The following is a 23,555-nucleotide window of genomic DNA, read 5'->3' on the forward strand; positions in this document are numbered from 1 at the left end:
GCCGCAGTTCTGCGGAGAGTCACGACCAAGAGGCCCCATCGCCCCCGCACGGGATCCCGTGCGGGGGCGATGGGGCCTTTCGGGACACGTCCGCGTGGCCCGCCCGCCGGCGCCGCAGATCCCCGTGACGGCACTCGCGCAGGGCTCCGGGACACCCCCCAGAACTCGCCACCCGGCCTCGGGCGCAGACGGCCGACGCCCGCGAGGCAAGTCCCACGAGGTAATCGTCACCTCTCGTTCACCGGACACATCGCCCCAAAGGGCATGCATTCACAGCAAGTTGTGAGCGTCCTTGGAACGCTCTTGGTGTTCCCATTCCCCTGGCATGAATCGTTCATCGCAAGAGTGAGCGGTTGCACGCGACCAATCGCAATGCAGCAGGGGGTTTTATGAGATCCAATCGCGCCGCTGTGCGCGCCGGGGTGAGCATCGCAGCAACACTGCCGCTGCTCGCCGGCGCTCTCGCACTCGGCATACCCGCGGCCCAGGCCGACCCGAACCCGGGCGGCCGTGACGCTCTGCAGGGCACCAAGCCGCTGTGGGCGACGGCCAAGGCCGACCAGGGTGCCACGGCGGACTCCAACAAGGTGAGTGCCCGTGTGTACCTGGCGGGACGTGACGCCGCGGGGCTCACCAAGTACGCGCAGGCGGTGTCCGACCCGTCCTCGCCGCTGTACGGGAAGTACCTGAGCGCCAAGCAGGCGCAGGAGCGCTTCGGCGCCACCAAGGAGCAGGTCGCCGAGGTGACGGCCTGGCTCAAGCAGGCGGGCCTGAAGGTCACGGGCACGACCCTCCACTACATCACCGTGTCCGGTGATGTGGCCGCCGCCGAGAAGGCGTTCGGCACCCGGTTCCACAACTTCCGCAAGGGTGCGCACACCTACCGGGCCCCCGAGAGCACCGCCTCGGTCCCGGCGTCCCTGGACGGGGCGGTGCTCACGATCACCGGCCTGGACAGCGCTCCGCACATGGCGCAGCACCACGACGAGCTCCCGCCGCCGGACGCCGTGTTCAAGAACTCCGGGCCGTTCTCCTCGTACTACGGCTCCCGGACCGCGAGCAGCCTGCCGAAGGCGTACGGCCAGAGGATCCCGTACGCGGTCAAGGGCTACACGGGCAAGCAGCTGCGCGCCGCGTACGGTGCGGGCAAGCACACCGGCAAGGGTGTGCGGGTCGCGATCACCGACGCGTACGCCTCGCCGACGATCCCGCAGGACGCGGCCAAGTACGCCGGCAAGCACGGTGACGGCGGCTACCGCAGCAACCAGCTGAAGCAGGTGCTGCCGAGCCAGTACACCAAGACCGAGGAGTGCGGCGCGGCCGGCTGGTACGGCGAGGAGACCCTCGACGTCGAGGCCGTGCACGCGGTCGCGCCCAACGCGAACATCACGTACGTGGGCGCCGCCTCCTGCTACGACGACGACCTGCTCGACTCGCTCGGGAAGATCGTCGACGGTCACCTGGCCGACATCGTCTCCAACTCGTGGGGCGACATCGAGGCCAACCAGACCCCGGAGCTCGCGGCCGCCTACGACCAGGTGTTCAAGCAGGGCGCCATCGAGGGTATCGGCTTCTACTTCTCCTCCGGTGACAACGGCGACGAGGTCGCCCACACCGGGACGAAGCAGGTCGACACACCCGCCAACTCGGCGTGGGTGACGGCGGTCGGCGGTACCTCGCTCGCGGTCGGCAAGCACGACGCGTACAAGTGGGAGACCGGCTGGGGCACCCTGAAGGCGAGCCTGTCCTCGGACGGGAAGAGCTGGAAGGACTTCCCCGGCGCCTACTCCTCGGGCGCCGGCGGCGGCACCAGCAAGACCGTGAACCAGCCCTTCTACCAGAAGGGTGTCGTGCCGGACTCGCTCGCCAAGGCGAACGGCACCAAGCGGATGCGTACCGTTCCGGACATCGCGGCGATCGCGGACCCGAACACCGGCTTCCTCGTCGGCCAGACGCAGACGTTCCCGGACAAGTCGCAGAAGTACAGCGAGTACCGCATCGGCGGTACGTCGCTGGCGGCTCCCGTGATCGCCGGCATCCAGGCGCTCGCGCAGGAGGCCCGCGGCGGCCGTGCGATCGGTTTCGCCAACCCGGTGATCTACGACCGCTTCGGCTCCAAGCTGTACCACGACGTCACGGACCACCCGCTGGGCCGGAACGTCGACCTGGCCGTGGCCCGGATCGACTTCGCCAACGGCTACGACGCGTCCGGCGGCCTGCTCACCTCGGTGCGCAGCCTCGGCAAGGACAGCTCCCTGAAGGCCGTCCGCGGCTACGACGACGTCACCGGTGTGGGCTCGCCCGCGCCCGGTTACGTCTCCTCGTACCGCCGCTGACCTTCCGGGCCGTCCGGCCCAGTACGGCGCCCGCTCCCGGTTCCGGGGGCGGGCGCTGTCGTGTGCGGGCGGTCATGCCTCGCCCGGGTGCCAGGGCGGCCACTCCCACGGCCGGTCCGCCCAGTGGACACGCGCCGGGTCATGGGGGTCGAGGTCGGGGAAGAGCTGCCTGATCCTCGGCTCGAACTCCGCCTGTTCCAGGGACTCCCAGCCCGTGCCCTCGAAATGCACGCGCCGGTAGCGGTTGTCGGCCGCGTACTCGGCGACCTCGACCAGGACGGTCGGAGCGTTGTCGGTGCTCATGATCCGATCATGCGGCGCCCGGGCAGCGCGCGCACCCGCTCGTAGCCCGCCCGGCGCCGGGGCACGGCGCGCACCGCCGGCGGACCGGCGCCCGGGCCGGGGCCCCCGCTCGGGGGCCGCCGGGGCCTCCCGCTCGGGCGCCGCCACCCCCGCTCCCCCGGCGCACCCCCGGGGAGCACTCCTACGCCAGCCGGGCGAGATCCTCCCGTCGCAGCCTCCCGCGCAGCGCTTCCCCGCGCACGTACCGCTCCACCTCGTCCACCGCGTACACCCCGAGCCGCCGCACCTCACTGCCCTGGGCGCCGGCGATGTGCGGAGTGACGAGGACGTTCGGCAGCGTCGTGAGGGGGTGGCCCGGAGGCAGTGGCTCCGGGTCGGTGACATCGAGGAAGGCGTCGAGGCGGCCGGCGGCGCACTCGCGGGTGAGAGCCTCGGTGTCGATCAGGGAGCCGCGGGCCGTGTTGACCACCACGCCGCCGTCGGGGATCAGTTTCAGCATGTCGGCGGACAGCAGACCCCTGGTCTCCGGGAGTTGGGGGGCGTGGATGCTGACGATGCTGCTGCGGCGGCAGAGTTCGGCCAGTTCGACCAGCTCCACCCCAAGCGAGGCGGCATCCTCCAGCGAGACGTACGGGTCGGTGAGCAGGACGCGGTATCCGGCGTCGGACGAGTGCAGCGCGGTGATCATCCGGCGGCCGATGCGGGACGCGCCGACGATGCCGACGGTGCGTCCGTCGGCGCCCGGGCGTTCGGCGAAGCGCGGCCATCCGGCGGAGTAGCGGGCGGCGGCCGGGAGCGCCCCCTTCGCGGCGAAGGTGACCGCGGCGAGCGTGAAGGCCACCACCGGCCCCGCGTTGGCGTCGGCGGCCGAGGACACCACGATCCCGCGGTCCCACAGCGCGTCCGTCGCCACCGGCTTCACCGACCCGGCGGCGTGCACCACCACCCGCAGCCGGGGCGCGAGCGCCAGCACCTCGGCGGTGAGCCGCGGGCTCTCCCATCCGGTGACCAGGATCTCGGCACGGGCCAGCGCCGCACGGGCCGGATCCGCGCCGAGGGGCCCGGCAGGCGGGACGGTGACGAGCCGCACGGTCCGGGCGAGCCGGTCCCGCAGATCCGGCGGGAGGACCCGCTCCGCCACCTCGGCACCCATCGCCAGTGCCGCGATCGGTCGCTCCGTCACGCGCCGCCACCCGCCCTCGCAGTAAACGGTTTCCAGCTGCTGCCCGGAGGCTAGGGGCAGGCCCGGCAGGTGGTCAAGGGAGGCCGCTGCTCAGGGAGTTGACCCGGAACAGTAACCGCTTTAGATTCCCGGCACCTTGTTCCGACGACGGAGGGGTTGCCGTGCCTGCGGTGACGGAGGAACGGCCCGGGGGCGGTCCGGCCGCCCTGCGACGGCCACAGTCAGAACGGCTCTTCCCCGATCACGCGTGACATGCCACGTTTGGCGTAATGGGCACGTTGTGCCGGTCGGCGGCGTCACTCTGGAAGGGTTGATCACGGTCGCGTCAGGAGCCCTGTGTACGGATCACGTGAGAGGGGCGACCGGACGGCCACAAGCGTGTCGGGGCGGGCGCTGACTCCGCTGCACGGGGTGAGCAGGGACACGGTGACCGGGACTTTGAGGACACCGGTGCAAGGGCGCGGCCATGGCACAAGGTGAGCGGCGACCGGACAACGGCATGACGGACCGTTCGGAAGGGTTCGGTGAGCGGCTGCTGGGGGTGCTTCTGGACCGGGCACACGAGATGCCGCCGCAGTTGATCGCCCCGCTGATCGCGGAAGAGGTGGCCAGGGTCGGTGGCCGCGACGTCTCGATCCTGCTGCAGGACTACGCCCAGCTGATGCTGGTGCCGCTGCCGGGTCGGCGGCTGATGGTCGGCGAGCCCGAGCCGATCGGTGACTCCCACGCCGGCACGGCCTTCCTGCAGGCGACCACTGTCGAGGTGCCGCAGTCCGACGGCGTCCGGATGTACCTACCGTTGCTGGACGGCAGCGACCAGGTGGGAGTGATGGCCCTCACCCTGGACACCGTCGATGACGACGACCGGCGGCTACTGCGCAGGCTCGCCGGTCTGGTCGCCGACATGCTGGTCACCAAGCACAGCTACACCGACCAGTTCTTCCTCGCCCGGCGCCGCGAACCGATGAGCGTGGCCGCGGAGATCCAGTGGTCCCTGCTGCCGCCGCTGGCGATGTCCGTCCCGCAGGCAGCGGTGGCCGGAATCCTGGAGCCCGCCTACAGCGTCGCAGGCGACAGCTTCGACTACGCCCTCAACGAGGACATCCTGCACCTGGCCATCGTCGATGCGATGGGGCACGGCCTGGACGCCGCCACGATGGCGACCGTCGCCGTCGGGGCCTACCGGCACGCCAGACGCGCCGACATCGGCCTGTCCGAGATCTACGCGTTCATGGACCGGGCCATCGCCGAGCAGTTCGGGCCCGACCACTTCGTCACCGCGCAGATGATGCGTCTGAACATCGCAACGGGCCACCTGCAGTGGGTCAACGCGGGCCACCCCGCACCGCTGCTGATCCGCAACCACCAGGTCGTGCGGCAACTCACAGGCCCGACCACCCTGCCGGTCGGCTTCGGCGGTGAAGAGCCCCAGGTCAGCGAGCAGATGCTCGAACACGGCGACCGGGTGCTGTGCTTCACCGACGGCCTGATCGAGGAACACGAAGCCGGTGAAGAGCAATTCGGCGAGGAGCAACTCATCCACTGGGTCAACCGCATCGAACACACAGAGAAGGGAGTACGCGCGGTGGTGCGCGCACTCTCCCACGCCCTGAAGCAGCAACGGGGCGGCCGTACCAGCGACGACGCGACCCTCTTCCTGGTCGAATGGCGCGGGGGCGCCGCCGACCACCTCGCTCTCCTGGAGTGAGGCGACCGCCGAACCCCCATAAATGGCGCCTCGGTTCAGGAGACCGGCCGGGTGACGCTGCACGGGCCGGATCCCCAGCTCTTCCTGGAGACAGGAGCGGTGACGAAGAAGGGGCCCGGCCTTCGACTGCGGGCGTGAACGGAATGGTCGCAGTCACGGCGCGGACCCGACCCCGGGCCGGTCACGGCCGGCCCGGTTGTCGTGAATCGCCGAGGACGACGTCGGCTTGGAAGCCGGTGTACGAGATGCTCTCGGTAGTCACCACGGTACTCCTCGCCGAGCCCCGACGGACCGATACGCAACGACGGGCTGAACGGAGCACAAGGCCCTGGCGTCCGCAGCCGCAGCCGGCGGAGGAGGCGCCTGTGGGAGCGCCGGGACAGTCGCACGGCAGCGAGGGCCATGGCGGCCACGAGGAGCATGGTGCCGATGATCAGCAGACAGCCGGGGCCCTCCGCTGTCGCACGGATGAGTCCCGGCACGACAGCCACGAGGGCGATCGGAACGGGTGCTCACCGATCGTGTGACACGGCCACGGAGTGCTGGGCCAGGGTGTACCGGCCGTCGGGCATGAGACCGGTCCGGCAATCGGCATGGGTGCCCCGACACCCGCAGCGCGCCCCCGCCGGTATCGACAGCCGCTTCGCCGAATGCGGAGTCGTCTCCGCGACCGCCCCGGCGTGTGCGGAGTACCCTGGACAACACCGAGGGCATTTCGTACACCGGCTTCCACGCCGGGTCGTTCTCGGCGAGAGATGAAACCCGGGTCGTCGCGAAGGCGGCCCGGAGACGGGTTCGCATCATGTCGGCGACCTTGCAATCCCTGCCACACCACGAGCCCGTCGCAGCCCCGGCCGCGCGTCTCGCGCTGAAGACCGACGGCACGTCCCCTGGACTCCTGGACGGTGCCTGGTGGCCCCGCTCCCGGGATCTGCTGAGCGAGCTGCCCGCACTGACCGATGTGCTGGACCCCTTGTGGGGCCGCATCACCCGCATCGCCGTCAACCCCAAGTACTGGCCGGTCATCCCGCACAAGGTCCCCGTGGGCGGTCATGTCGTCAAGGTCGGCTGGTTCACCCCGGAGATCGACCCGCACAAGCTGCTGCTGCTCTCCTACGGCACCGGCCGCTGGGATCTGCTGGTCATCCCGCCCGAGACCGGGGCGGAGTCGGCGGCCCGCCTGATGGCGGCCGCGTCCGACTACGACGGTCCGCCGCTGACCGCAAGTGCTCTCATCGCCGCGGACGAGACCCGGCGTGCCGTCTCCGCTGCCGACCGGACACTCGAACCTGACGAGGCAGGGACGTACGAGGGCGGCCCCTCCTCTGCGGACGTTCCGGCACAGACCGGCCGCGTCAGTCGCCTGATCATCGGCATGTGAGACAGCCGCCATGAACACCTTCCTGACGACCGGCGCCTTCGTGGTCCTCATCGCAGCGGCGGCATTCGTGATCCATCGGCTCGACATCGAGCACGCGGAAAGGATCGCCGTGCACCGGTACGGTCGCGCCCTGCCCGGCGGCCCGGGCCGCGGTATCGACGCGGCACGCCCCCCTGCGGAACCACCACTGTCCGGGTCGCCGGCCGTCGGCGAACGTGACCACCGCGACGGACGTGGCCGCTTCCCACCGCGCTGCCGCCGCGACCGCACGACTCACCACGGGTGACGAGGCGATGTCCCCGGCCCCGCGCACCGACCGTCGGCGCGGCCCGTACCGACGGGTTTCGGCCCTGCCCCACGAACCGACGCAGACACATGCAGGTGTCTCGACCGGCGGGTTCCCGCCCCACGTGGTCCTCGTCCCGAGGAGCAGCACATGATCATTCTCTTCGTCGTGGTCGGCCTCCTGGTCGTCCTGGCCCTCGCCTTCTCCGTGAGAGTCGTCAAGCAGTACGAGAAGGGAGTGCTGTTCCGTTTCGGCCGACTCGTCGGAACACGCTCCCCGGGGCTGCGGTTCATCATCCCGTTCGTCGACGTCCTGCACCGGGTGTCACTGCGGGTCGTCACCATGCCGATCCAGTCCCAGGGCATCATCACCCGGGACAACGTGAGCGTGGACGTGTCGGCGGTCGCCTACTTCCGGGTCGTCGACGCCGTGAAGTCGGTCGTCGCCGTCGAGAATGTCAACGCGGCGATCAACCAGATCGCCCAGACCACCCTGCGGAAGGTCGTCGGCCGGCACACGCTCGACGAGACGCTGTCGGAGACGGACCGCATCAACCTGGACATCCGCCAGATCCTCGACGTCGCCACCGTCGACTGGGGGGTGCAGGTCACCCTGGTCGAGCTCAAGGACATCCAACTGCCCGACGCCATGAAGCGCGCCATGGCCCGCCAGGCCGAGGCCGAGCGGGAGAAGCGAGCGAAGATCATCAACGCGGAGGGCGAGTCGCTGGCCGCAGCCGCGCTCGGCGACGCCTCGGACACCATGATGGCCCACCCGCTGGCCCTTCAACTTCGCAACCTGCAGAGCCTGGTGGAGATCGGTGTCGACCAGAACACCACCGTCGTCTTCCCAGCCCCCCTCATGAGTACGATCGGCGAGCTCGGCTCCTTCCTCGCCCGGGAAACCGCGGCCGCTGCACCCGCCGCGGCAGCGCCACTGGCAGGCACCGGCCGCACCGACAAGTCCCTCAGCCCAGCCGGCACCGCAGCCTGACCCGACTACGGCGGCCCGGATCTTCACCGCGTACCGCGGTGGTGGTGCGGGCGAGCGATCAGTGCCGCCAGGGCGGACTCGTGGCCGACGTCTGTCGCGCGCGTTCTCCGGGCATCGGCTGATGATGGGAGTACGGCCGAACACGCGGAGCTGAGCATGACGGATTGGCAGGTCAGGGACTACACCCAGGACGATCTCGAAGCGCTGGTCCGTGTCGACATGGACAGCGGCACGACCGAGGAGCCGCCGCTCTTCCCGCTCTCGGACGCCGTGACGGCTCTCCAGGCCCGCCACCCGGCTGTGGTGGCCACGGCCGGCGACGGGCTGATCGGCGCCGCGGTGAGCAGGGTGGAGGGCGAACGGGCATGGATCCTGCGCATCTGCATGGCGCCCGGCTGGCGGCAGCGCGGGCTGGGCAGTGCCCTGATCACCGCCCTTGAGCAACGGCTCTTCGCCGCCGGCGTCCGGGCAGTGCACGCCGTCCTGCCCGAGGGCGAGACCGGTGCCGCCGCTCTGCGCAACTGCGACTTCGGCGCCCGCCCCGGGCTGGTCTTCTTCGAAAAGCGCGGGCCGGTGACCCCGCAGTCGGCCGACACGCTGTCCTCGCTCGGGGCGGAACTGCCGCCCGGGGGCCTGTGGCAGAGGGTCGCGGGCATGCAACGGGAGAAGCGGCTCATCGAGCGGCGTCTGGTCCTGCCGCTGGCCCATCCCGAAATGGCCGCCCAGCACGGAGTGGAACTGCCGCGGGCGGTGATGCTGTTCGGTCCGCCCGGGACCGGCAAGAACACCTTCGCGCACGCGATCGCCAGCCGCCTGGGATGGCCCTTCCTCGAACTGTTCCCCGCACGTCTGGCAGCCGAGTACGGCCTGGCGACCGGGCTGAACCGGCGCTTCGACGAGATCGCCCGGCTCGACCACGTCCTGGTCTTCATCGACGAGGTCGAGGAGATCGCCGGCGAACGCGGCGGTGCGGACGCGACGGCTGTCGGCGTCGTCAACGAACTGCTCAAGGCGATCGTCCGGTTCCGAAGCCGGGACGGACGGCTGCTCGTCTGCGCCACGAACAACGTGACCACGCTCGACTCCGCGTTCCTGCGGCACGGCCGCTTCGACTACGTGCTGCCGATCGGCCCTCCCGACCTCACCGCCAGGACCGCGCTGTGGGAGAGCTACCTGGGCCGAGCGGGCGCGCAGGCCGACAGCGCGGTACTCGCGTCCGCCAGCGAGGGGTTCACCCCCGCCGACATCGCCCACGCGGCGCGCACCGTCTCCCAGGCCCAGTTCGAGCGCACCTTCGACACCGGAACCCGTACCGCCCCCACCACCGACGACTACCTGGACACGATCCGCGACACCAGGCCCACGGTCAGCGCCGCCATGGTCCAGGAATTCGCCCAGCAGACGCAGAAGTTCGCCCGTCTCTAGCGTCCAGGCCGACGGGGAGTCGATCTGCGACGGACGTGTCAGGCCGGCTTGGTCGGCGTGTCACTGCCCGTATCGATGAGGATCTGTTTGGCCTCGGTGACGTTGTCGGCACGTACGGCCCTGGCCATCGCGGCGCGTGCCGCGTCGGGCGACGTGTCCGGAGGGACCAGCAACAGGGAGAAATGGTCCCGGTCGCCTCGGGTGATGAGGACGGTGTCGTCACCGATGGGGAAGGAGTCGATGTGCACGACTCGGCCGTCGACCATCACCCGGGTCGGTAGTTCGTCCCATGCACTGCCGTCCAGACCGACCCGGGTGACAGGTCCGAGATGCTCGGTCAACGCGGAGATCAGCGAGGGGAGCTCGGCACCGATGTCCCGGGACCGCGGCCACCACCCGCCGTCCAGGATTCCCTCGCGCGCGTGTGTCGTCTCCAGCCTCAGCAGGGCCGTCCCGGGTTTCAGCGACCGTTGGACGGCGTCCGGCAGGAGCCTGGGGAGGTCGGGGGTGTCTGAGTCGGCCATGATGTCCGCCCGTCCGCAGAGAGCAGTGCGACCGCAGAGCGTGCGACCGCGGTACGCCTCTGCTACCTCACCGTACTCCGCACGACACTCCCGCGAGCGCTTCGCCGCAGGGCGGTTCCGGAGGACAGGCAACGGCTCCGGCGTATACCCGCCGGAGCCGCCCTTCCAGGTCATCGCACGTGAGCGTGCGCCGACCCACTTCCCATATTACGCCAAACGGATTACTCCGACATAAGCCATCCTTGCGAAGGTTCACTTCGGTCCGAGAAACCGACGTGGTGGCTCAGCCACGCCCTTCCTCTTCTGTCTCCATCTGCCGGATCCCCTGGTGCGTCAGCGTGATCATCGCGGGCGTGTTGCCCCTCCCCCAGTCCACGACGACCCAGCCTTCGCCCGCCAGGTACGTACAAGCAGCCGCCATGTCCTGCTCAGGTATACCGAGGTCGTTGCGGAGCTTCGCCCCATCGACACCCAGGAGGCGATTGCCTTCGGCGGCTTGGTATAGAGCCTGCATGATCCTCTCGCGGTACGTCTTCCGGTCTCGCAATATCGCCATGATGCGCCTTCCTCTACCGCCCGAGGCCGGGCCGAAGTCGATGTCGTCCGCGGTCGCCGTCGCGGTGGGGCGCGTCGGAACGGTCGCGTCCACCGCCGACCGAGGCTGCCTCCGGGTCCGACGCCCGATCCCCGGCAGAACATCGCTGTAGTGGAAGGCAGCGATCCGTTCGGCGTGCTGACCGTTGAGCCGGTGGATCAGAACGAGTCCGATGGCGATCAGAAGGAGCAGCACGGCCACGGCGATGACAGTCATGGTTCTCTCACCTCCGCCGACCGGCGGGCGAAGGCACATCGATGCCGTCGCCGGCCATCAGCTGCGCGGCGGCATCCGCACCGGTTTCCGGCGGAATCACCAGCACGTCCCGGCGGCCACCGGTGGAGAAAAGGGTCAGTCTGTGCGGATCCTGCTCCTCGGTGGACCAGCCCACATGCACCGTGCGCCCGGCGACGGACACCCACCGCGGGATGACGGGCCAGTGGGCAGGGTTCACCGTGATACGTGTGATGCGGCCCCAGAGATCCCCCAGGGCGGCTGTCAACGGTGGCAACTCACGGGTGAGGGCACGGGAGCGAGGCCACCACATGCCGTCCAGCCCGCCCGGCGCGGACTTCAGGGACAGGCGAGCCGGCAGCGGCGGCGCGCGCCTGCCCGATGCCGTGCGGTCGATGGTCACGGACATGGCACGAACCTGCCCCCGGGCTCGTGAGCGGCCCGGCGTTGTCGATCACCGGAAACGGCACCTGCAGCGGAGCCGGTGCACGAAGAACTCCCGGTGGTTTCACACTACTCCGCCCGCTGGCCCGAAACACCGCAGATGACCTGGCATTTTCCTGCCTTCGGGACCTGCTCCCCGAGGCCCGACGGCGCGCCCGTCAGAGCCAGTCCTTGCGCTTGAACGTCAGATACAGCACGGCGGACAGGACCACGATGACGGCAGCGGAGGTGATGAATCCGGACTGGCGGCCGAAACCGGGATAGGGGAGGTTCTGGCCGTAGTAGCCGGTGATCGCGGTGGGTACCGCGATGATCGCGGCCCAGCTCGTCACCTTCTTCATGATCAGGTTCATGCGATTGGCCTGGACCGAGAGGTTCGTCTCCATGACCGAGGCCACCAGGTCCCGCAGCGATTCGGTCCATTCGATGGCACGCAGCACGTGGTCGTAGACGTCCTGGTAATACGGGACGAGAGGGTCGGCGATCATGTGCAGGCCGGGACGCATGAGCCCGTTGACCACCTCACGCATCGGGAGCACGACGCGGCGCAACTGGACGAGCGCTTTGCGCAGCGCGAAAACCCGGCGCTGTACAGCTTCGATCTCACGGCGCCCGGCCGCGAAGAGCAGACCCTCCAGCTCCTCGACACTGTCGTCCAGTTGCCGGACCGCAGCGAAGTGCCCGTCCACGAGATGGTCGAGCAGGCCGTGCAGCAGGAATCCGACGCCGTGGCCGGCCAGGTCCGGGCTCTCGTCCCAGCGGGCAACGACGTTCTCGATGTCGAGACCGTCGTCCTTGCGGACGGTGATCATGGCCTGACGGGTGAGGAAGACGGCGATCTCGCTGTATGACAGTTCCGCACCGTCCGGGCTGACGGCGACGGAGTAGGCGCTGAGGAATTCATGGGTGCGATAGCGGTCGAGTTTCGGCCGCTGCCCACGCTGAGCGGCATCTTCCAGAGCCAGCTCATGGATGCCGAACTCTTCACCGAGCATGGTGAATTCGGCGGATCCGGGCCGATACAGGTCCAGCCACACCACCGACGTCGGATCGGTGAGGTACCCGGCAACGTCACCGGCGGGAAAGTCCTCCAGGACGAGAGTGCCGTCGTGATACAGCCGGGTGCGCGTCACCATGACCCGAGGCTAGTCTCTCGCGCCTCGATCATCCCGCTTCGTCCCGATTGCCAGCGCGGCAGCAAGAAGGTGCCCGACCGGGACGCCGTCCACCGGAACCGGCAGGGGCAGGGCGGCAGGAAGGCGGCGGACGAGTTCCTGAAGGAGTACGAGGCCGCGCGCTGACGCCGCGTGCGGCCCGTTGGGACATCATGGTCCGGGGCGCTCCGGGAGCGTCAACGCCCCTGACCCCCCGGCCAGTCGAGGAGACGAGGAAGGCCGAGTACCGCGAGCGCATGGCGCGGTGCGCGGAGGCGCTGCGCGGCGGGCTCCCGCCTGGTCCTGTGCTGCCGCCGCCGGCCGACCCAGGAACGTCATGTGCTGGGCACCCACATCGTGATCCCGGAGAGCGTGCGGGGGCCCCGGCGGGGCTGACGCCCCCGTCCGGGCGCCCTGCGTCATCCGGCCGGCCCGGTGGCCAGGATCGCGCTCGCCACGTCCGCGGGCCGGTCGAGCATCACCAGGTGGCCGGAGGGGGTGGCGACACGGAAGCTGCCGCCCAGGAGGTCGGCCAGGGACCGCTGGCGGCCGATCCAGTCGGGAGCGGTGTGGTCCGTCGCGACGGCGGCGACGACCGTCACCGGCAGGCCCGGCGGAAGCGGGCGGGTGCGGCGGAGCAGGGCCAGGTCGACGGCCTCGGCCTCGTAGCGCACGTATTCGCGGAGGATGGCGTGCAGGGCGCGGCTGGTGCCGTAGGCGCGGCGCGTCAGCTCGTACGGTGCCGGGTCGCCGCCCTCGATCCGGACCGCCCGCACCGCGGCGCGCCGCAGACGGGGGACGAGGGCGCGGGGCACACCCAGCAGACCGAGTGCCGTGCCGCACACGTGCGTGACCGCGTCCCATGCGGCCGGTGCCCGCCGCGGCCGGGGCCGTTCCTCGATGCTGGGGTCCACCAGCACCAGCGCCGCCGCCCGCCCGGGGTGCAGTCGCGCGAAGGCTTCGCAGTGGAATCCCGCGAGCGAGTGGCCCACGACCGTCACGGGGCCGTCGAAGCCGAAGGCGTCCAGGACGCAGGCGATGCGCTCCGCCTCGCCGGTGAGCGTCGGCCAGGTGCGCGCGGCCGCGCTCAGACCGAGCCCCGGCCGGTCGAACCGGACGACCGTGCGGTGCGCCGCGAGCAACGGCACGACGGGGTCCCAGTCGAACCAGCTCATGCCGAGCCCCGGGCTCAGCACGCACACCGGCCCGTCGCCCTCGACGACCACGTGGTGCGGGACTCCGCCGATGCCTACGAAGGTCATGGGGACAGCATCGTGGGCGCCGGTCCCGGTCGCCCGCGGATCCGGCCGGAATCGGCCGCGGCGCGGCGGGCACGGCAGGCGGAGGGCGGCGGCACCCGCGTGCGGGCGGCGCAGTGGAGTACGCCGCCGCGGTCGCCGATACCCGGTAGGGGTAGGCTCGCGTCATGGTCACGACCACCAGGAGAGACGGTGCGCCCGGCGGCGCCCGTGCACGGCCGGGACGGCTGCTGCTGTTCACCGCGCTGCTCCTCGGCATCGTGACCATGCACACGCTGGGACATCCGGCGGAGCACGGGATGGGCGACACGGCGATGTCCGCCCGGCACGCAACCGGCACGACCACGGCGTTCACCGGGCGCGCGGGCACCACGGCGGAGTCCGCCCGGCACGGGACCGGCACCCTCACGGCACCCACCAGGCACGGGACCGGTCCCTCCGCGGCGTCCGCAGGGCGCGTGGGCACCCCCGTGGAGTCCGGCCGGCGCACGGGCGCCCTGTCCGCAACGGCCGTGACCGCTCTGCCGGACGCGACCGCCGCCGCGGACCACACGCGGCCGGACATGACCGGTGCAACCACCGTCGCGGACCACACGCAGACGCACATGACCGGTGCAACCACCGTCGCGGACCACACGCAGACGCACATGACCGGTGCAACCACCGTCGCGGACCACACGCAGACCCGCGCCGCCGGGGCGAGCCGCGTCGCCGCCGGGCCGCCGACGCCCGCGGGGACGGGCTCGCACGGTCTCGACCCGATGTCCGTGTGCCTGGCGGTGCTCGGCGGCTTCACCCTGCTCGTACTGCTGGGCGGACTGCTGCACCCGCGCGCGTACCGACGGCGGCCCGGCGGACCCGCGCGTCTGCCGCACGCCCTGCACCCCGAACCACCCCCGCCCCGCGCCCTGTTCTCCCGTCTTTCGGTGCTGCGCCTGTAGGAGGGCCCGCCGACCGCTCCGCCCTGCCCGGCGGACCGGTCGGCGCCAGGCATGCCCTTCTCACATCCGACACAAACCCGGACGAGGTGTCACTCAGTCATGCGCACACACACGCGCCGCGCCGCCATCGGCGCATCGGCGGCCATCGCCGCCACCGGAGTTCTCACCGCCTGTTCGGGCTCGGGCCACGGCGGCACGAGCCACGACGGCATGCACCACGACGGCGCAGGCGGCGGCCCCGCCGGCTACGTCGACCCGGCAGGCCCGGAGGTCCGGGCCGCCGAGCGGAAGCGCGGCACCGGCCCGGTCCGCACCGTGAAGCTCACCGCCACACCGGCCCGGCTCGACCTGGGCTCCCGCACCGTCGCCTCCTGGGCCTACGGCGACGCCCTGCCCGGAAAGGAAGTCCGCGTCACCGCGGGCGACACCCTCGCCCTGACCCTCGCCAACCACCTCCCCGAGGCCACGTCCCTGCACTGGCACGGCATTGCCCTGCGCAACGACATGGACGGGGTGCCCGGCCTCACGCAGCGGGCGATCGCACCGGGCGCCGACTTCACGTACCGCTTCACGGTCCCGCATCCGGGGACGTACTGGTTCCATCCGCACGCGGGCACCCAGCAGGACCGCGGTCTGTACGCGCCGCTGATCGTCGAGGACCCCAGGGAGCCCCTGTCGTACGACACGGAGTGGGTGGTCGTCCTCGACGACTGGCTCGACGGCGTCGACGGCTCGACACCGCCCGGGGTACTGGCCGAGCTGCGCGGATCCATGGACAGCGCGGACGGGATGCACACCGGTGGCGGCGCGGGCCACCACTCCGGCCATGACATGGGGGGTATGGCGGGCATGACGGACAGCCGGCGGAGCGACAGCGGGGGCGCATCGGCTTCCCCCGGGCGCTCCGGGCCGTCCCGCATGCTGATGGGCGCCACGAGCGAACTGCTCGGCGGCGACGCTGGCGACGTCGCCCACCCGTACCACCTGGTCAACGGCCGCACGGCGGACGCGCCCCAGGTGTTCCGGGCGCGCCCCGGCGAGCGCATCCGGATCCGGCTGATCAACGCCGGCGGCGACACCGCGTACCGGGTGGCGCTCGGCGGTCACGAGATGACGGTCACGCACACCGACGGTCTCCCGGTGGAGCACACGGCGACGGACGCGCTGCTGCTCGGGATGGGCGAGCGGTACGACGTGCTGGTCACTGCGGGCGACGGGGTCTTCCCGCTGACGGCGGTCGCCGAGGGCAAGAAGGCCGCGGCACTGGCCCTGCTGCGCACCTCGGGAGGCGCGGCGCCGCCGGCCTCGGTGCGTCCGAAGGAGCTGACCGGGCGGGTGCTCACGGCGAGCCGGCTGAAGGCGGCAGGACCGGCCGGGCTTGCCGTGCGGCGTCCCGACCGCATCGTCCGGCTGCGGCTGACGGGCGGGATGGCTCGGTACGACTGGGCCTTCGACGGGGAGCCGTACACCGCGGACCGGCGCCACCCCGTGGCCGCCGGGGAACGGGTGCGGCTGGTGTTCACCAACACCACCTCGATGTGGCACCCCGTGCATCTGCACGGCCACACCTTCGCGCTGGCGGGCACCCCGGGCGGTGCACGCAAGGACACCGCCGTCGTCCTGCCGAACCGCTCGCTGACGGCCGACTTCGACGCCGATAATCCGGGGCTGTGGATGATCCACTGCCACAACGTCTACCACGCGGAGGCGGGCATGATGACGGTCCTCGGCTACCGCGGCTGACCTGCGGAAGGGGCGCCCCGACGTGGGGCGCCCCACACCCCGCGGCCGGACATCGCGTCGGTCTGACGATTACACTGGCGGACGTGCCTCAACTACGCCTCGCCCTGAATCAGATCGACTCGACCGTCGGCGATCTCGCCGGTAATGCCGAGGCGGTCGTCCGCTGGACCCGGCACGCCGCCGAGCAGGGAGCGCATCTGGTCGCGTTCCCCGAGATGATGCTGACCGGCTATCCCGTGGAGGACCTGGCCCTGCGGTCGTCCTTCGTCGAGGCGTCCCGCGAGGCGCTCCGTGAGCTCGCCGTACGCCTGGCCGACGAGGGCTTCGGGGAACTCCCCGTGATCGTGGGCTATCTCGACCGCTCAGAGACGGCCCTGCCGAGGTACGGCCAGCCCGCCGGCACCCCGCAGAACGCGGCCGCGGTGCTGCACCGGGGCCGGGTCGCGCTGCGGTTCGCCAAGCACCACCTGCCGAACTACGGCGTCTTCGACGAGTTCCGTCACTTCGTGCCGGGCGACACCCTGCCGGTCATCCGGGTGCACGGGGTCGATGTGGCGCTCGCCATCTGCGAGGACCTGTGGCAGGACGGCGGGCGCGTGCCCGCGGCCCGCACGGCGGGCGCGGGCCTGCTGATCTCCGTCAACGCCTCGCCCTACGAGCAGGAGAAGCACGACACCCGGCTCGAACTGGTCCGCAAGCGCGCCCAGGAGGCCGGCTGCACCACGGCCTATCTGGCGATGATCGGCGGCCAGGACGAGCTGGTCTTCGACGGCGACTCGATCGTCGTCGACCGGGCCGGTGACGTCGTCGCCCGGGCACCGCAGTTCGCCGAGGGCTGCGTCGTCCTCGACCTGGACCTGCCGGCCGCGAGCGCCGAGCCCCCGTCCGGGGTCGTGGACGACGGGCTGCGCATCGACCACGTCACGATCTCCGCCGATCCCCTCCCGGCGTACGAGGCCGAGCTGGCCGGCGGGTACGCCGACCGGCTCGACGACGACGAGGAGGTCTACACGGCCCTGGTCGTCGGACTCCGCGCCTATGTCGCGAAGAACGGTTTCCGCTCGGTGCTGGTGGGCCTGTCCGGCGGCATCGACTCGGCACTCACCGCGGCCGTCGCATGCGATGCGCTGGGCGCGCAGCACGTGTACGGCGTCGCGATGCCGTCCAAGTACTCCTCCGAGCACTCGGTCGCCGACGCGGAGGAGCTGGCGCGGCGGACCGGGCTGAACTTCCGGACCGTGCCGATCGCTCCGATGTTCGACGCGTACATGGGCGCACTGGGGCTCACCGGCCTCGCCGAGGAGAACCTCCAGTCGCGGCTGCGCGGCACGCTGCTCATGGCGATCTCCAACCAGGAGGGGCACATCGTGCTCGCGCCGGGCAACAAGTCCGAGCTGGCGGTGGGGTATTCGACGCTGTACGGCGACTCGGTGGGTGCGTACGGCCCCATCAAGGACGTGTACAAGACCTCCGTCTTCCGGCTCGCCGAGTGGCGCAACCGTGCCGCGGCGGAGCGGGGCGCGACCCCGCCGATCCCCGAGAACTCGATCAGCAAGCCGCCGAGCGCCGAGCTCCGTCCCGACCAGGTCGACACGGACTCCCTGCCGGACTACCCCGTGCTCGACGGGATCCTCGACCTGTACGTCGACCACGACAAGGGCGCCGACGCGATCGTCGCGGCCGGGTACGACCGCGATCTGGTGACCCGGACGGTCCTGATGGTGGACCGCGCCGAGTACAAGCGCCGCCAGTACCCGCCGGGCACCAAGATCTCCGCCAAGGGCTTCGGCAAGGACCGGCGTCTGCCGATCACCAACAGGTGGCGCGAGACCGCGTGACGCCGGGTGCCGCCGCCGTATACCGCGCGGCGGCGGCGCCATGCAGTTCCCCGAGCCGGCGCACGCCACGTGCGTGTCGCACGATCCGCCTCCCCCATGGCCCGCGGGCACCGCACGGCGTCCCTGCGTCCGGGTGTTCCGCGCCCGGTCGCGGGAGTACTACGCGGCGTGCGTGGGCTCCTCGGCAGCCGGGACATGGGCGGCGACCAGGCGGCCCCGGCCTGCCGGGCGGGCCCGGTGCCGGTCCACCCCGTACGCGACGCCGGCCACCGCGAGACCGAGCACGGCGAGCACGGCCCCGGCAGGCGCGGGCGACGTCACGCCGAGGCCCGCGGCGAGGGCGAGTCCCCCGATCCAGGCCCCGCCCGCGTTGGCGAGGTTGAACGCGGCCTGGTTGGCCGACGAGGCCAGCGACGGCGCGGCGGCGGCCTTCTCCATGACCATGAGCTGGAGCGGCGACCCCGTCGTGAACGCCGCCATGCCGAGCAGCACGACGGCCACCGCGGCACTCCACTCGGTCCGCATCAGCAGGGGGAAGAGACCCAGCACCACGGCCAGCGCCGTGAGACCGCCGAACAGCGTCCCGCGCAGCGAGTGATCGGCGAGCCGTCCGCCGACGAGGTTGCCGGCGGTCGCTCCGACGCCGAAGAGGGCGAGCAGCAGCGTCACGCTGCCCTCGGCGTACCCGGCGGCGCCGGTCAGCATCGGCGCGATGTAGCTGTACGCCGCGAACAGGGCGCCGAACCCGGCGACGGTCGTGGCGAGCGCGAGCCACACCGGAAGGCTGCGCAGCGCCGCGAGCTCCCCGCGCAGCCCGCCGCCCGAGGCGTGCGTACGGTCGGCGGGGACCAGCAGCGCCAGCGAGCCGATCGCCGCGAGACCGATGGCGCCGACCGCCAGGAAGGTCGTGCGCCAGCCGAGGTGCTGGCCCATGAGCGTGGCCACCGGCACGCCCGCGACATTGGCGACGGTGAGGCCCAGGAACATCAGCGAGACGGAGCGCGCCTTGCGCTCGGGGGCGACGAGGCCGGTGGCGACGACGGCACCGACCCCGAAGAAGGCACCGTGCGGCAGCCCGCTCAGGAACCGGGCGGCGAGCAGCGAGTGGTAGCCGGGCGCGGCGGCGGACAGGGCGTTGCCCGCCACGAACAGGGCCATGAGGGCGATCAGTACGGTGCGGCGGTGCATCCGGGCGGTGACCGCGGCGAGCAGCGGGGCGCCGACGACGACACCGAGCGCGTACGCGGACACCAGGTGCCCGGCGGCTGGTATGGAGATGTGCAGGTCGTCCGCGACGTCGGGCAGCAGGCCCATCATCACGAACTCGGTGGTGCCGATGCCGAAGGCGCCCACGGCGAGGGCGAGCAGGGCCAGGGGCATGAGGGGCCTTCCCGGGATGGAGGGTGAGCGGTTCCGTATGTTCAGCTACGGAACAAAGTCTGCCAGGCCCAGTATTCCGGAAAGTGAAGAGGGGGTTGCGACGAGGCCTTCGATTCCCGGATCGAAGGCCTCCGACGCCGGCCGGGCGACCATCGCGCCCCTGCCGCTAGCGCAGCCCCAACCGCACCTTCGCGGCGATCGGCAGGTGGTCGCTCCCAGTCCGGGGCAGCGTCCACGACGCGACCGGCTCCACGCCCTTGACCATGATCTGGTCGATGCGCGCCATCGGGAACGACGCGGGCCAGCTGAAGCCGAACCCGTCGCCCGCCGCGCCCTGCGTGGACCTCATCTGGGAGGTGACCGAGCGCAGCGCGCGGTCGTTCATGGTTCCGTTCAGATCGCCGAGCAGGACGACCTTGCCGATCGGCTCGCCCGCGATGGCCTCGCCGAGCGCGTCGGCGCTGCGGTCGCGCTGGCTGGCCGTGAACCCCGCGTCGAGCTTGACCCGCACCGACGGCATATGGGCGACGTAGACGGCGAGCTCCCCGCGGGGCGTGGTGACCGTGGCCCGCAGGGCGCGGGTCCAGCCGAGCCGGATGTCGACCGGGCGGGTGTCGCTCAGCGGGTACTTGCTCCACAGGCCGACCGTGCCCTGCACTGTGTGGTACCGGTACGTCCCGGCCAGCGCCTTCTCGTACGTCGGGACCGCCGCCGGGGCCAGCTCCTCCAGCGCGAGCACGTCCGCGCCGGACGCGGCGACGTCGCGGGCCGTGGTGGACGGGTCGGGGTTGTCCGCGTTCACGTTGTGCGTGGCGACCGTGAGGTCGCCGCCCGCGCTCGTCTTGTCACTGAGCAGACCGCCGAACAGGTTGAGCCAGACGACCGCGGGCAGCAGCACCGCGATCAGCGCCGTCGCCGACTTGCGGACCAGCGCGAGGACCAGGAGCAGCGGAACGAAGACGCCGAGCCAGGGCAGGAACGTCTCGAGGAGGCTTCCGGAGTTGCCGACGTCGTTCGGGATCTGCGCGTGGAACAGCATGACCAGCGCGAGGAGCAGGGCGACCGCCGCGAGGATCAGCCCGCGCCGCCAGATCCCCCGGTCGCCGCGCCATCCATCGGTCAGGCGCCGGAACCGGGACCTGTCGCGCTCGCTCCCCGAGCCGCCGTTCCCCGTCTCCGTCACATACGCCTGCGCCATCGCGTCGCCTCACTGCCTGCCGTGCAACCGTCCCCGCCCTCAAGACCCTAGGGGATGAACGGTCTCGTCCTCCGCCGTCCAAGACGGCCGTACGGGCACGAGGACGAACATTTCGGCGCCGCGAGTTCCGCTTCGATGCCCCAGGTCCGGCGTCTGTGACAAAACGCGCACATTCACCCGGCGGGCCGCAGACCTGCGAGAACGCTGTCGACGATGCGCTCCGCCAGATCCTCGGGCAGTTCGGAGTCGGGGCGCAGCACGGAGCGTACGAGCATCGGGCCGACGAACAGGTCGTTGGCGAGCTCGAGGTCGGCGTCCGCGCGGAGTTCGCCGGTCTCCTGCCCGCGACGCAGCACCTCGTTGGCGAGTCTGCGGCGCGGCTCGACGACCGTCGTCTCGTACGCCTTCCACAGCGTCGGATGGCTCTTCATCTGGGCGTAGACGTTGTGCAGCAGGGCGGACGACCGGCCCGCGAGACCGCGTTGGCGCAGCGACTCGAGCAGTGCGATCAGGTCGTCGCGCACGCTGGTGCCGGGGAGTTCGGGGTCCGGCGGCTCGGCGGTGCGCACGACCTCGACGAAGAGCTCCTCCTTGTCGCTCCAGCGGCGGTAGATGGTGGCCTTGCCGACGCCGGCGGTGCGGGCCACCCGCTCGATGGAGATGTCCGCCAGGGGGACGCCCTCTTCGAGGAGGGCCACCACACCTTCGATGATGGCCCGTTCGACGGCCTCGCTCCGGGGGCGGCCCCGACCGCCCCGGGAGGCCGGCAGGGCAGGGTCTGCGAGGCTCACTTCATTCCGCCTTTCTCTCGCTGTGCGTCAGGCGATTCTCGCTGGTCCCCCGCCTTCGACGTGCCCGGCTCCGGGTGCCGGGGGGCCGGATCAGGAGCCCGCGCCGCCCGGTTCCGCCGCGCCGACCGGTTCGGCCCCCGCGGAGCGGCCGTCCGCGGGTGCGCCGCCCTCCGCCGGCCTGCCCGGCAGGAAGAGGAGCACCACGAGGGCTCCCAGCAGGGCGACTCCCGCGCCCCACAGGGACGTGACGTGCATCGCGTGCAGGAAGGAGTCGTTGGCCGGGCCGACCAGGGCCCTGCCCTGGGGTCCCAGCTTCGCGGCCACGCCGAGGGTGGCCTCGATGGACTCGCCGGCCGCGTGGCGCGCGCCCGGGGGCAGTGCGGTCAGCTTGCCCTCGATACCGGTGCGGTAGGCCGTGGAGAGCACGGAGCCGAGGACCGCGACGCCCAGGGCGCCGCCGACCTGACGGAACGTGTTGCTGAGCGCGGACGCGGAGCCCGCCTTCTCCCGGGGCAGGGCCTGCATGATGACGACGCTGGTGGGCGTCATGATGTGCGCCATACCGGTGCCCATCAGGAAGAAGACGACCTCCAGGAGCCAGATCGGCGTGTCCGCCTTGAGCAGCGTGAACGCGGCCAGCATCGCGGCGATCAGGACCATGCCCGCCGTGCAGGTCGCACGGTTGCCGAACCGGTCGACGACGAGCCGGGCACGCGGCGCGAAGATGAGCTGGGCGGCGGCGAGCGGAAGCATCAACAGGCCGGTCTGCAGGGGCGAGTAGCCGCGCACGCTCTGGGTGTAGAAGACCGAGAAGAACGTCACGCCCATCAGCGCGAAGAAGACCAGGGCGATGGCGCCGATCGCGGCCGAGAAGACGCGGTTCTTGAAGTAGTTGACGTCGATGGACGGGTGGTCGCTGCGCTTCTCGTAGATGACGAAGAAGGCGAGGACCACGAGGCCGCCGATTATCGAGGCGAGGACCTTGGCGTCGGTGAAGTCGGCGAGCTGGCCGCCCTTGATGATGCCGTAGACCAGCAGCACGAGGCCGACGACGGACACGACCACGCCGACGGGGTCGATGCGCCCCGGGCTGGGGTCGCGCGAGTCCGGGACCAGGGCGGTCATCAGGACCAGTGCGAGGATCACGATCGGCACGTTCACGAAGAAGACCGAGCCCCACCAGAAGTGGTCCAGCAGGACGCCTCCGGTGATGGGCCCTATCGCGATGGCGAGGCCGACGCCGCCGGCCCAGATGCCGATGGCCTTGGGCTGCTCCTCACGCTCGAAGACGTTCATCAGCACCGCGAGCGTGGCGGGCATGACGAACGCGGCGCCGAGGCCCATGACGGCCCGGAACGCGATGAGCTGAGTGGGTGAACCCGACTCCGCGGCGAGCGCCGAGCCGATGCCGAAGACGGCCATACCGGCGAGGAGGACCTTCTTGCGGCCGAGCCGGTCGCCGAGCAGTCCCGCCGTGAAGAGCAGACCGGCGAACACGAGCGTGTACGCGTTGATGGCCCACTCCAGCTCGCTCTGGGTGGCGCCGAGCCCCGCGGGTGCCGGGGTCGAGATGGTCTTGATCGCGACGTTCAGGATCGAGTTGTCCAGCACCACGATCAGGAGGCTGAGCATGAGGGCGCCCAGGATCGCCCAGCGGCGCCGGTGGACTGCCTCCGGTACGCGGGAGACGGGGACGGCAGGAGTTGTCATGGCACCAAACCCTAGGACCTTTACGATACGAGACCGTCTCGTATTGAAAAGTCTTAGCAAGACTTTACCCGGCGGCAGCGGATGCGGCTCGGCACGAACCGCGGGGGTGGTCTGGCCCCGAGGCGGCAC

General features: G+C 71.2%; 20 protein-coding genes. 9 read left to right on the top strand and 11 right to left on the bottom strand.

Annotated elements, in window-relative coordinates; genetic code table 11:
• Window positions 1-389 precede the first annotated feature (389 nt).
• A complete protein-coding gene (locus ACWCP6_RS00675) occupies window positions 390-2,336 on the top strand; it encodes a S53 family peptidase (RefSeq protein ID WP_450930122.1) in 1,947 nt (648 codons plus the stop codon).
• A gap of 72 nt (window positions 2,337-2,408) precedes the next feature.
• Here the strand turns inward: ACWCP6_RS00675 and ACWCP6_RS00680 are convergent, their stop codons facing one another.
• Entirely contained in the window at window positions 2,409-2,639 is a 231-nt protein-coding gene (locus ACWCP6_RS00680; protein WP_450930123.1) for a hypothetical protein, read from the bottom strand.
• Between the two features lie 181 nt (window positions 2,640-2,820).
• The gene (locus ACWCP6_RS00685; RefSeq protein ID WP_450930531.1) at window positions 2,821-3,792 is read right to left on the bottom strand and encodes a hydroxyacid dehydrogenase; all 972 of its coding nucleotides are present in this window, start codon (window positions 3,790-3,792) and stop codon (window positions 2,821-2,823) included.
• A gap of 496 nt (window positions 3,793-4,288) precedes the next feature.
• On the opposite strand from ACWCP6_RS00685, the gene ACWCP6_RS00690 reads away from it, so the two are divergent.
• The 5 genes from ACWCP6_RS00690 (at window position 4,289) to ACWCP6_RS00710 (ending at window position 9,615) form a co-directional block, all read left to right on the top strand.
• The gene (locus tag ACWCP6_RS00690; protein WP_450930124.1) at window positions 4,289-5,530 is read left to right on the top strand and encodes a PP2C family protein-serine/threonine phosphatase; all 1,242 of its coding nucleotides are present in this window, start codon (window positions 4,289-4,291) and stop codon (window positions 5,528-5,530) included.
• Window positions 5,531-6,224: 694 nt separating this feature from the next.
• Entirely contained in the window at window positions 6,225-6,911 is a 687-nt protein-coding gene (locus ACWCP6_RS00695; protein ID WP_450930532.1) for a DUF5994 family protein, read from the top strand.
• 10 nt (window positions 6,912-6,921) lie between these two features.
• Window positions 6,922-7,197 carry a hypothetical protein gene (locus tag ACWCP6_RS00700; RefSeq protein ID WP_450930125.1) on the top strand — a complete coding sequence of 92 codons (276 nt, stop codon included), beginning with the start codon at window positions 6,922-6,924 and terminating at the stop codon, window positions 7,195-7,197.
• A 150-nt stretch (window positions 7,198-7,347) separates the two neighbouring features.
• The gene (locus ACWCP6_RS00705) at window positions 7,348-8,190 is read left to right on the top strand and encodes a slipin family protein (protein ID WP_450930126.1); all 843 of its coding nucleotides are present in this window, start codon (window positions 7,348-7,350) and stop codon (window positions 8,188-8,190) included.
• Window positions 8,191-8,346: 156 nt separating this feature from the next.
• Window positions 8,347-9,615: an ATP-binding protein gene (locus tag ACWCP6_RS00710; protein WP_450930127.1), complete on the top strand. Its 1,269-nt coding sequence runs from the start codon at window positions 8,347-8,349 to the stop codon at window positions 9,613-9,615.
• A 38-nt stretch (window positions 9,616-9,653) separates the two neighbouring features.
• Here the strand turns inward: ACWCP6_RS00710 and ACWCP6_RS00715 are convergent, their stop codons facing one another.
• The 5 genes from ACWCP6_RS00715 to ACWCP6_RS00735 form a co-directional block, all read right to left on the bottom strand.
• Window positions 9,654-10,139, bottom strand: a complete 486-nt coding sequence (locus ACWCP6_RS00715) for a DUF5994 family protein (protein WP_450930128.1) — start codon at window positions 10,137-10,139, stop codon at window positions 9,654-9,656.
• 283 nt (window positions 10,140-10,422) lie between these two features.
• Window positions 10,423-10,695 (bottom strand): hypothetical protein, encoded by a 273-nt coding sequence (locus ACWCP6_RS00720; protein WP_450930533.1) that lies wholly within the window; start codon window positions 10,693-10,695, stop codon window positions 10,423-10,425.
• A 262-nt stretch (window positions 10,696-10,957) separates the two neighbouring features.
• Complete coding sequence (locus tag ACWCP6_RS00725; RefSeq protein ID WP_450930129.1) at window positions 10,958-11,371, bottom strand: DUF5994 family protein; 414 nt, start codon at window positions 11,369-11,371, stop codon at window positions 10,958-10,960.
• Between the two features lie 199 nt (window positions 11,372-11,570).
• Window positions 11,571-12,548 carry a magnesium transporter CorA family protein gene (locus ACWCP6_RS00730; protein ID WP_450930130.1) on the bottom strand — a complete coding sequence of 326 codons (978 nt, stop codon included), beginning with the start codon at window positions 12,546-12,548 and terminating at the stop codon, window positions 11,571-11,573.
• Between the two features lie 437 nt (window positions 12,549-12,985).
• Entirely contained in the window at window positions 12,986-13,828 is an 843-nt protein-coding gene (locus ACWCP6_RS00735; protein WP_450930131.1) for an alpha/beta fold hydrolase, read from the bottom strand.
• 164 nt (window positions 13,829-13,992) lie between these two features.
• Between ACWCP6_RS00735 and ACWCP6_RS00740 the strand changes: the two genes are divergently transcribed.
• From ACWCP6_RS00740 to ACWCP6_RS00750, 3 genes are all read left to right on the top strand, one after another.
• Entirely contained in the window at window positions 13,993-14,766 is a 774-nt protein-coding gene (locus tag ACWCP6_RS00740) for a hypothetical protein (protein WP_450930132.1), read from the top strand.
• A gap of 99 nt (window positions 14,767-14,865) precedes the next feature.
• Window positions 14,866-16,509: a multicopper oxidase family protein gene (locus ACWCP6_RS00745; RefSeq protein WP_450930133.1), complete on the top strand. Its 1,644-nt coding sequence runs from the start codon at window positions 14,866-14,868 to the stop codon at window positions 16,507-16,509.
• Window positions 16,510-16,592: 83 nt separating this feature from the next.
• Window positions 16,593-18,347, top strand: coding sequence for an NAD+ synthase (locus ACWCP6_RS00750; RefSeq protein WP_450930134.1), 1,755 nt, complete (start codon window positions 16,593-16,595; stop codon window positions 18,345-18,347).
• A gap of 159 nt (window positions 18,348-18,506) precedes the next feature.
• Here ACWCP6_RS00750 and ACWCP6_RS00755 read toward each other — a convergent pair whose 3' ends face one another.
• The 4 genes from ACWCP6_RS00755 to ACWCP6_RS00770 all read right to left on the bottom strand — a co-directional run bounded on the left by ACWCP6_RS00755 (window position 18,507) and on the right by ACWCP6_RS00770 (window position 23,426).
• Entirely contained in the window at window positions 18,507-19,727 is a 1,221-nt protein-coding gene (locus tag ACWCP6_RS00755; protein WP_450930135.1) for an MFS transporter, read from the bottom strand.
• 166 nt (window positions 19,728-19,893) lie between these two features.
• Complete coding sequence (locus ACWCP6_RS00760; protein WP_450930136.1) at window positions 19,894-20,925, bottom strand: endonuclease/exonuclease/phosphatase family protein; 1,032 nt, start codon at window positions 20,923-20,925, stop codon at window positions 19,894-19,896.
• Window positions 20,926-21,098: 173 nt separating this feature from the next.
• A complete protein-coding gene (locus ACWCP6_RS00765) occupies window positions 21,099-21,716 on the bottom strand; it encodes a TetR/AcrR family transcriptional regulator (protein WP_450930137.1) in 618 nt (205 codons plus the stop codon).
• Window positions 21,717-21,806: 90 nt separating this feature from the next.
• Window positions 21,807-23,426 carry an MFS transporter gene (locus ACWCP6_RS00770; RefSeq protein ID WP_450930138.1) on the bottom strand — a complete coding sequence of 540 codons (1,620 nt, stop codon included), beginning with the start codon at window positions 23,424-23,426 and terminating at the stop codon, window positions 21,807-21,809.
• Between the last annotated feature and the right edge of the window lie 129 nt (window positions 23,427-23,555).

The sequence above is a fragment of the Streptomyces sp. NPDC002004 genome, from assembly GCF_053593975.1.

Bases quoted from the DNA above. Each gene is read 5' to 3' on its own strand.
- ACWCP6_RS00770 (WP_450930138.1), bottom strand. From the start codon at position 23,426: ATGACAACTCCTGCCGTCCCCGTCTCCCGCGTACCGGAGGCAGTCCAC.
- ACWCP6_RS00745 (WP_450930133.1), top strand. From the start codon at position 14,866: ATGCGCACACACACGCGCCGCGCCGCCATCGGCGCATCGGCGGCCATC.
- ACWCP6_RS00755 (WP_450930135.1), bottom strand. From the start codon at position 19,727: ATGCCCCTGGCCCTGCTCGCCCTCGCCGTGGGCGCCTTCGGCATCGGC.
- ACWCP6_RS00715 (WP_450930128.1), bottom strand. From the start codon at position 10,139: ATGGCCGACTCAGACACCCCCGACCTCCCCAGGCTCCTGCCGGACGCC.
- ACWCP6_RS00730 (WP_450930130.1), bottom strand. From the start codon at position 12,548: ATGGTGACGCGCACCCGGCTGTATCACGACGGCACTCTCGTCCTGGAG.
- ACWCP6_RS00740 (WP_450930132.1), top strand. From the start codon at position 13,993: ATGGTCACGACCACCAGGAGAGACGGTGCGCCCGGCGGCGCCCGTGCA.
- ACWCP6_RS00760 (WP_450930136.1), bottom strand. From the start codon at position 20,925: ATGGCGCAGGCGTATGTGACGGAGACGGGGAACGGCGGCTCGGGGAGC.
- ACWCP6_RS00710 (WP_450930127.1), top strand. From the start codon at position 8,347: ATGACGGATTGGCAGGTCAGGGACTACACCCAGGACGATCTCGAAGCG.
- ACWCP6_RS00675 (WP_450930122.1), top strand. From the start codon at position 390: ATGAGATCCAATCGCGCCGCTGTGCGCGCCGGGGTGAGCATCGCAGCA.
- ACWCP6_RS00680 (WP_450930123.1), bottom strand. From the start codon at position 2,639: ATGAGCACCGACAACGCTCCGACCGTCCTGGTCGAGGTCGCCGAGTAC.
- ACWCP6_RS00735 (WP_450930131.1), bottom strand. From the start codon at position 13,828: ATGACCTTCGTAGGCATCGGCGGAGTCCCGCACCACGTGGTCGTCGAG.
- ACWCP6_RS00705 (WP_450930126.1), top strand. From the start codon at position 7,348: ATGATCATTCTCTTCGTCGTGGTCGGCCTCCTGGTCGTCCTGGCCCTC.
- ACWCP6_RS00700 (WP_450930125.1), top strand. From the start codon at position 6,922: ATGAACACCTTCCTGACGACCGGCGCCTTCGTGGTCCTCATCGCAGCG.
- ACWCP6_RS00690 (WP_450930124.1), top strand. From the start codon at position 4,289: ATGGCACAAGGTGAGCGGCGACCGGACAACGGCATGACGGACCGTTCG.
- ACWCP6_RS00685 (WP_450930531.1), bottom strand. From the start codon at position 3,792: ATGGGTGCCGAGGTGGCGGAGCGGGTCCTCCCGCCGGATCTGCGGGAC.
- ACWCP6_RS00720 (WP_450930533.1), bottom strand. From the start codon at position 10,695: ATGGCGATATTGCGAGACCGGAAGACGTACCGCGAGAGGATCATGCAG.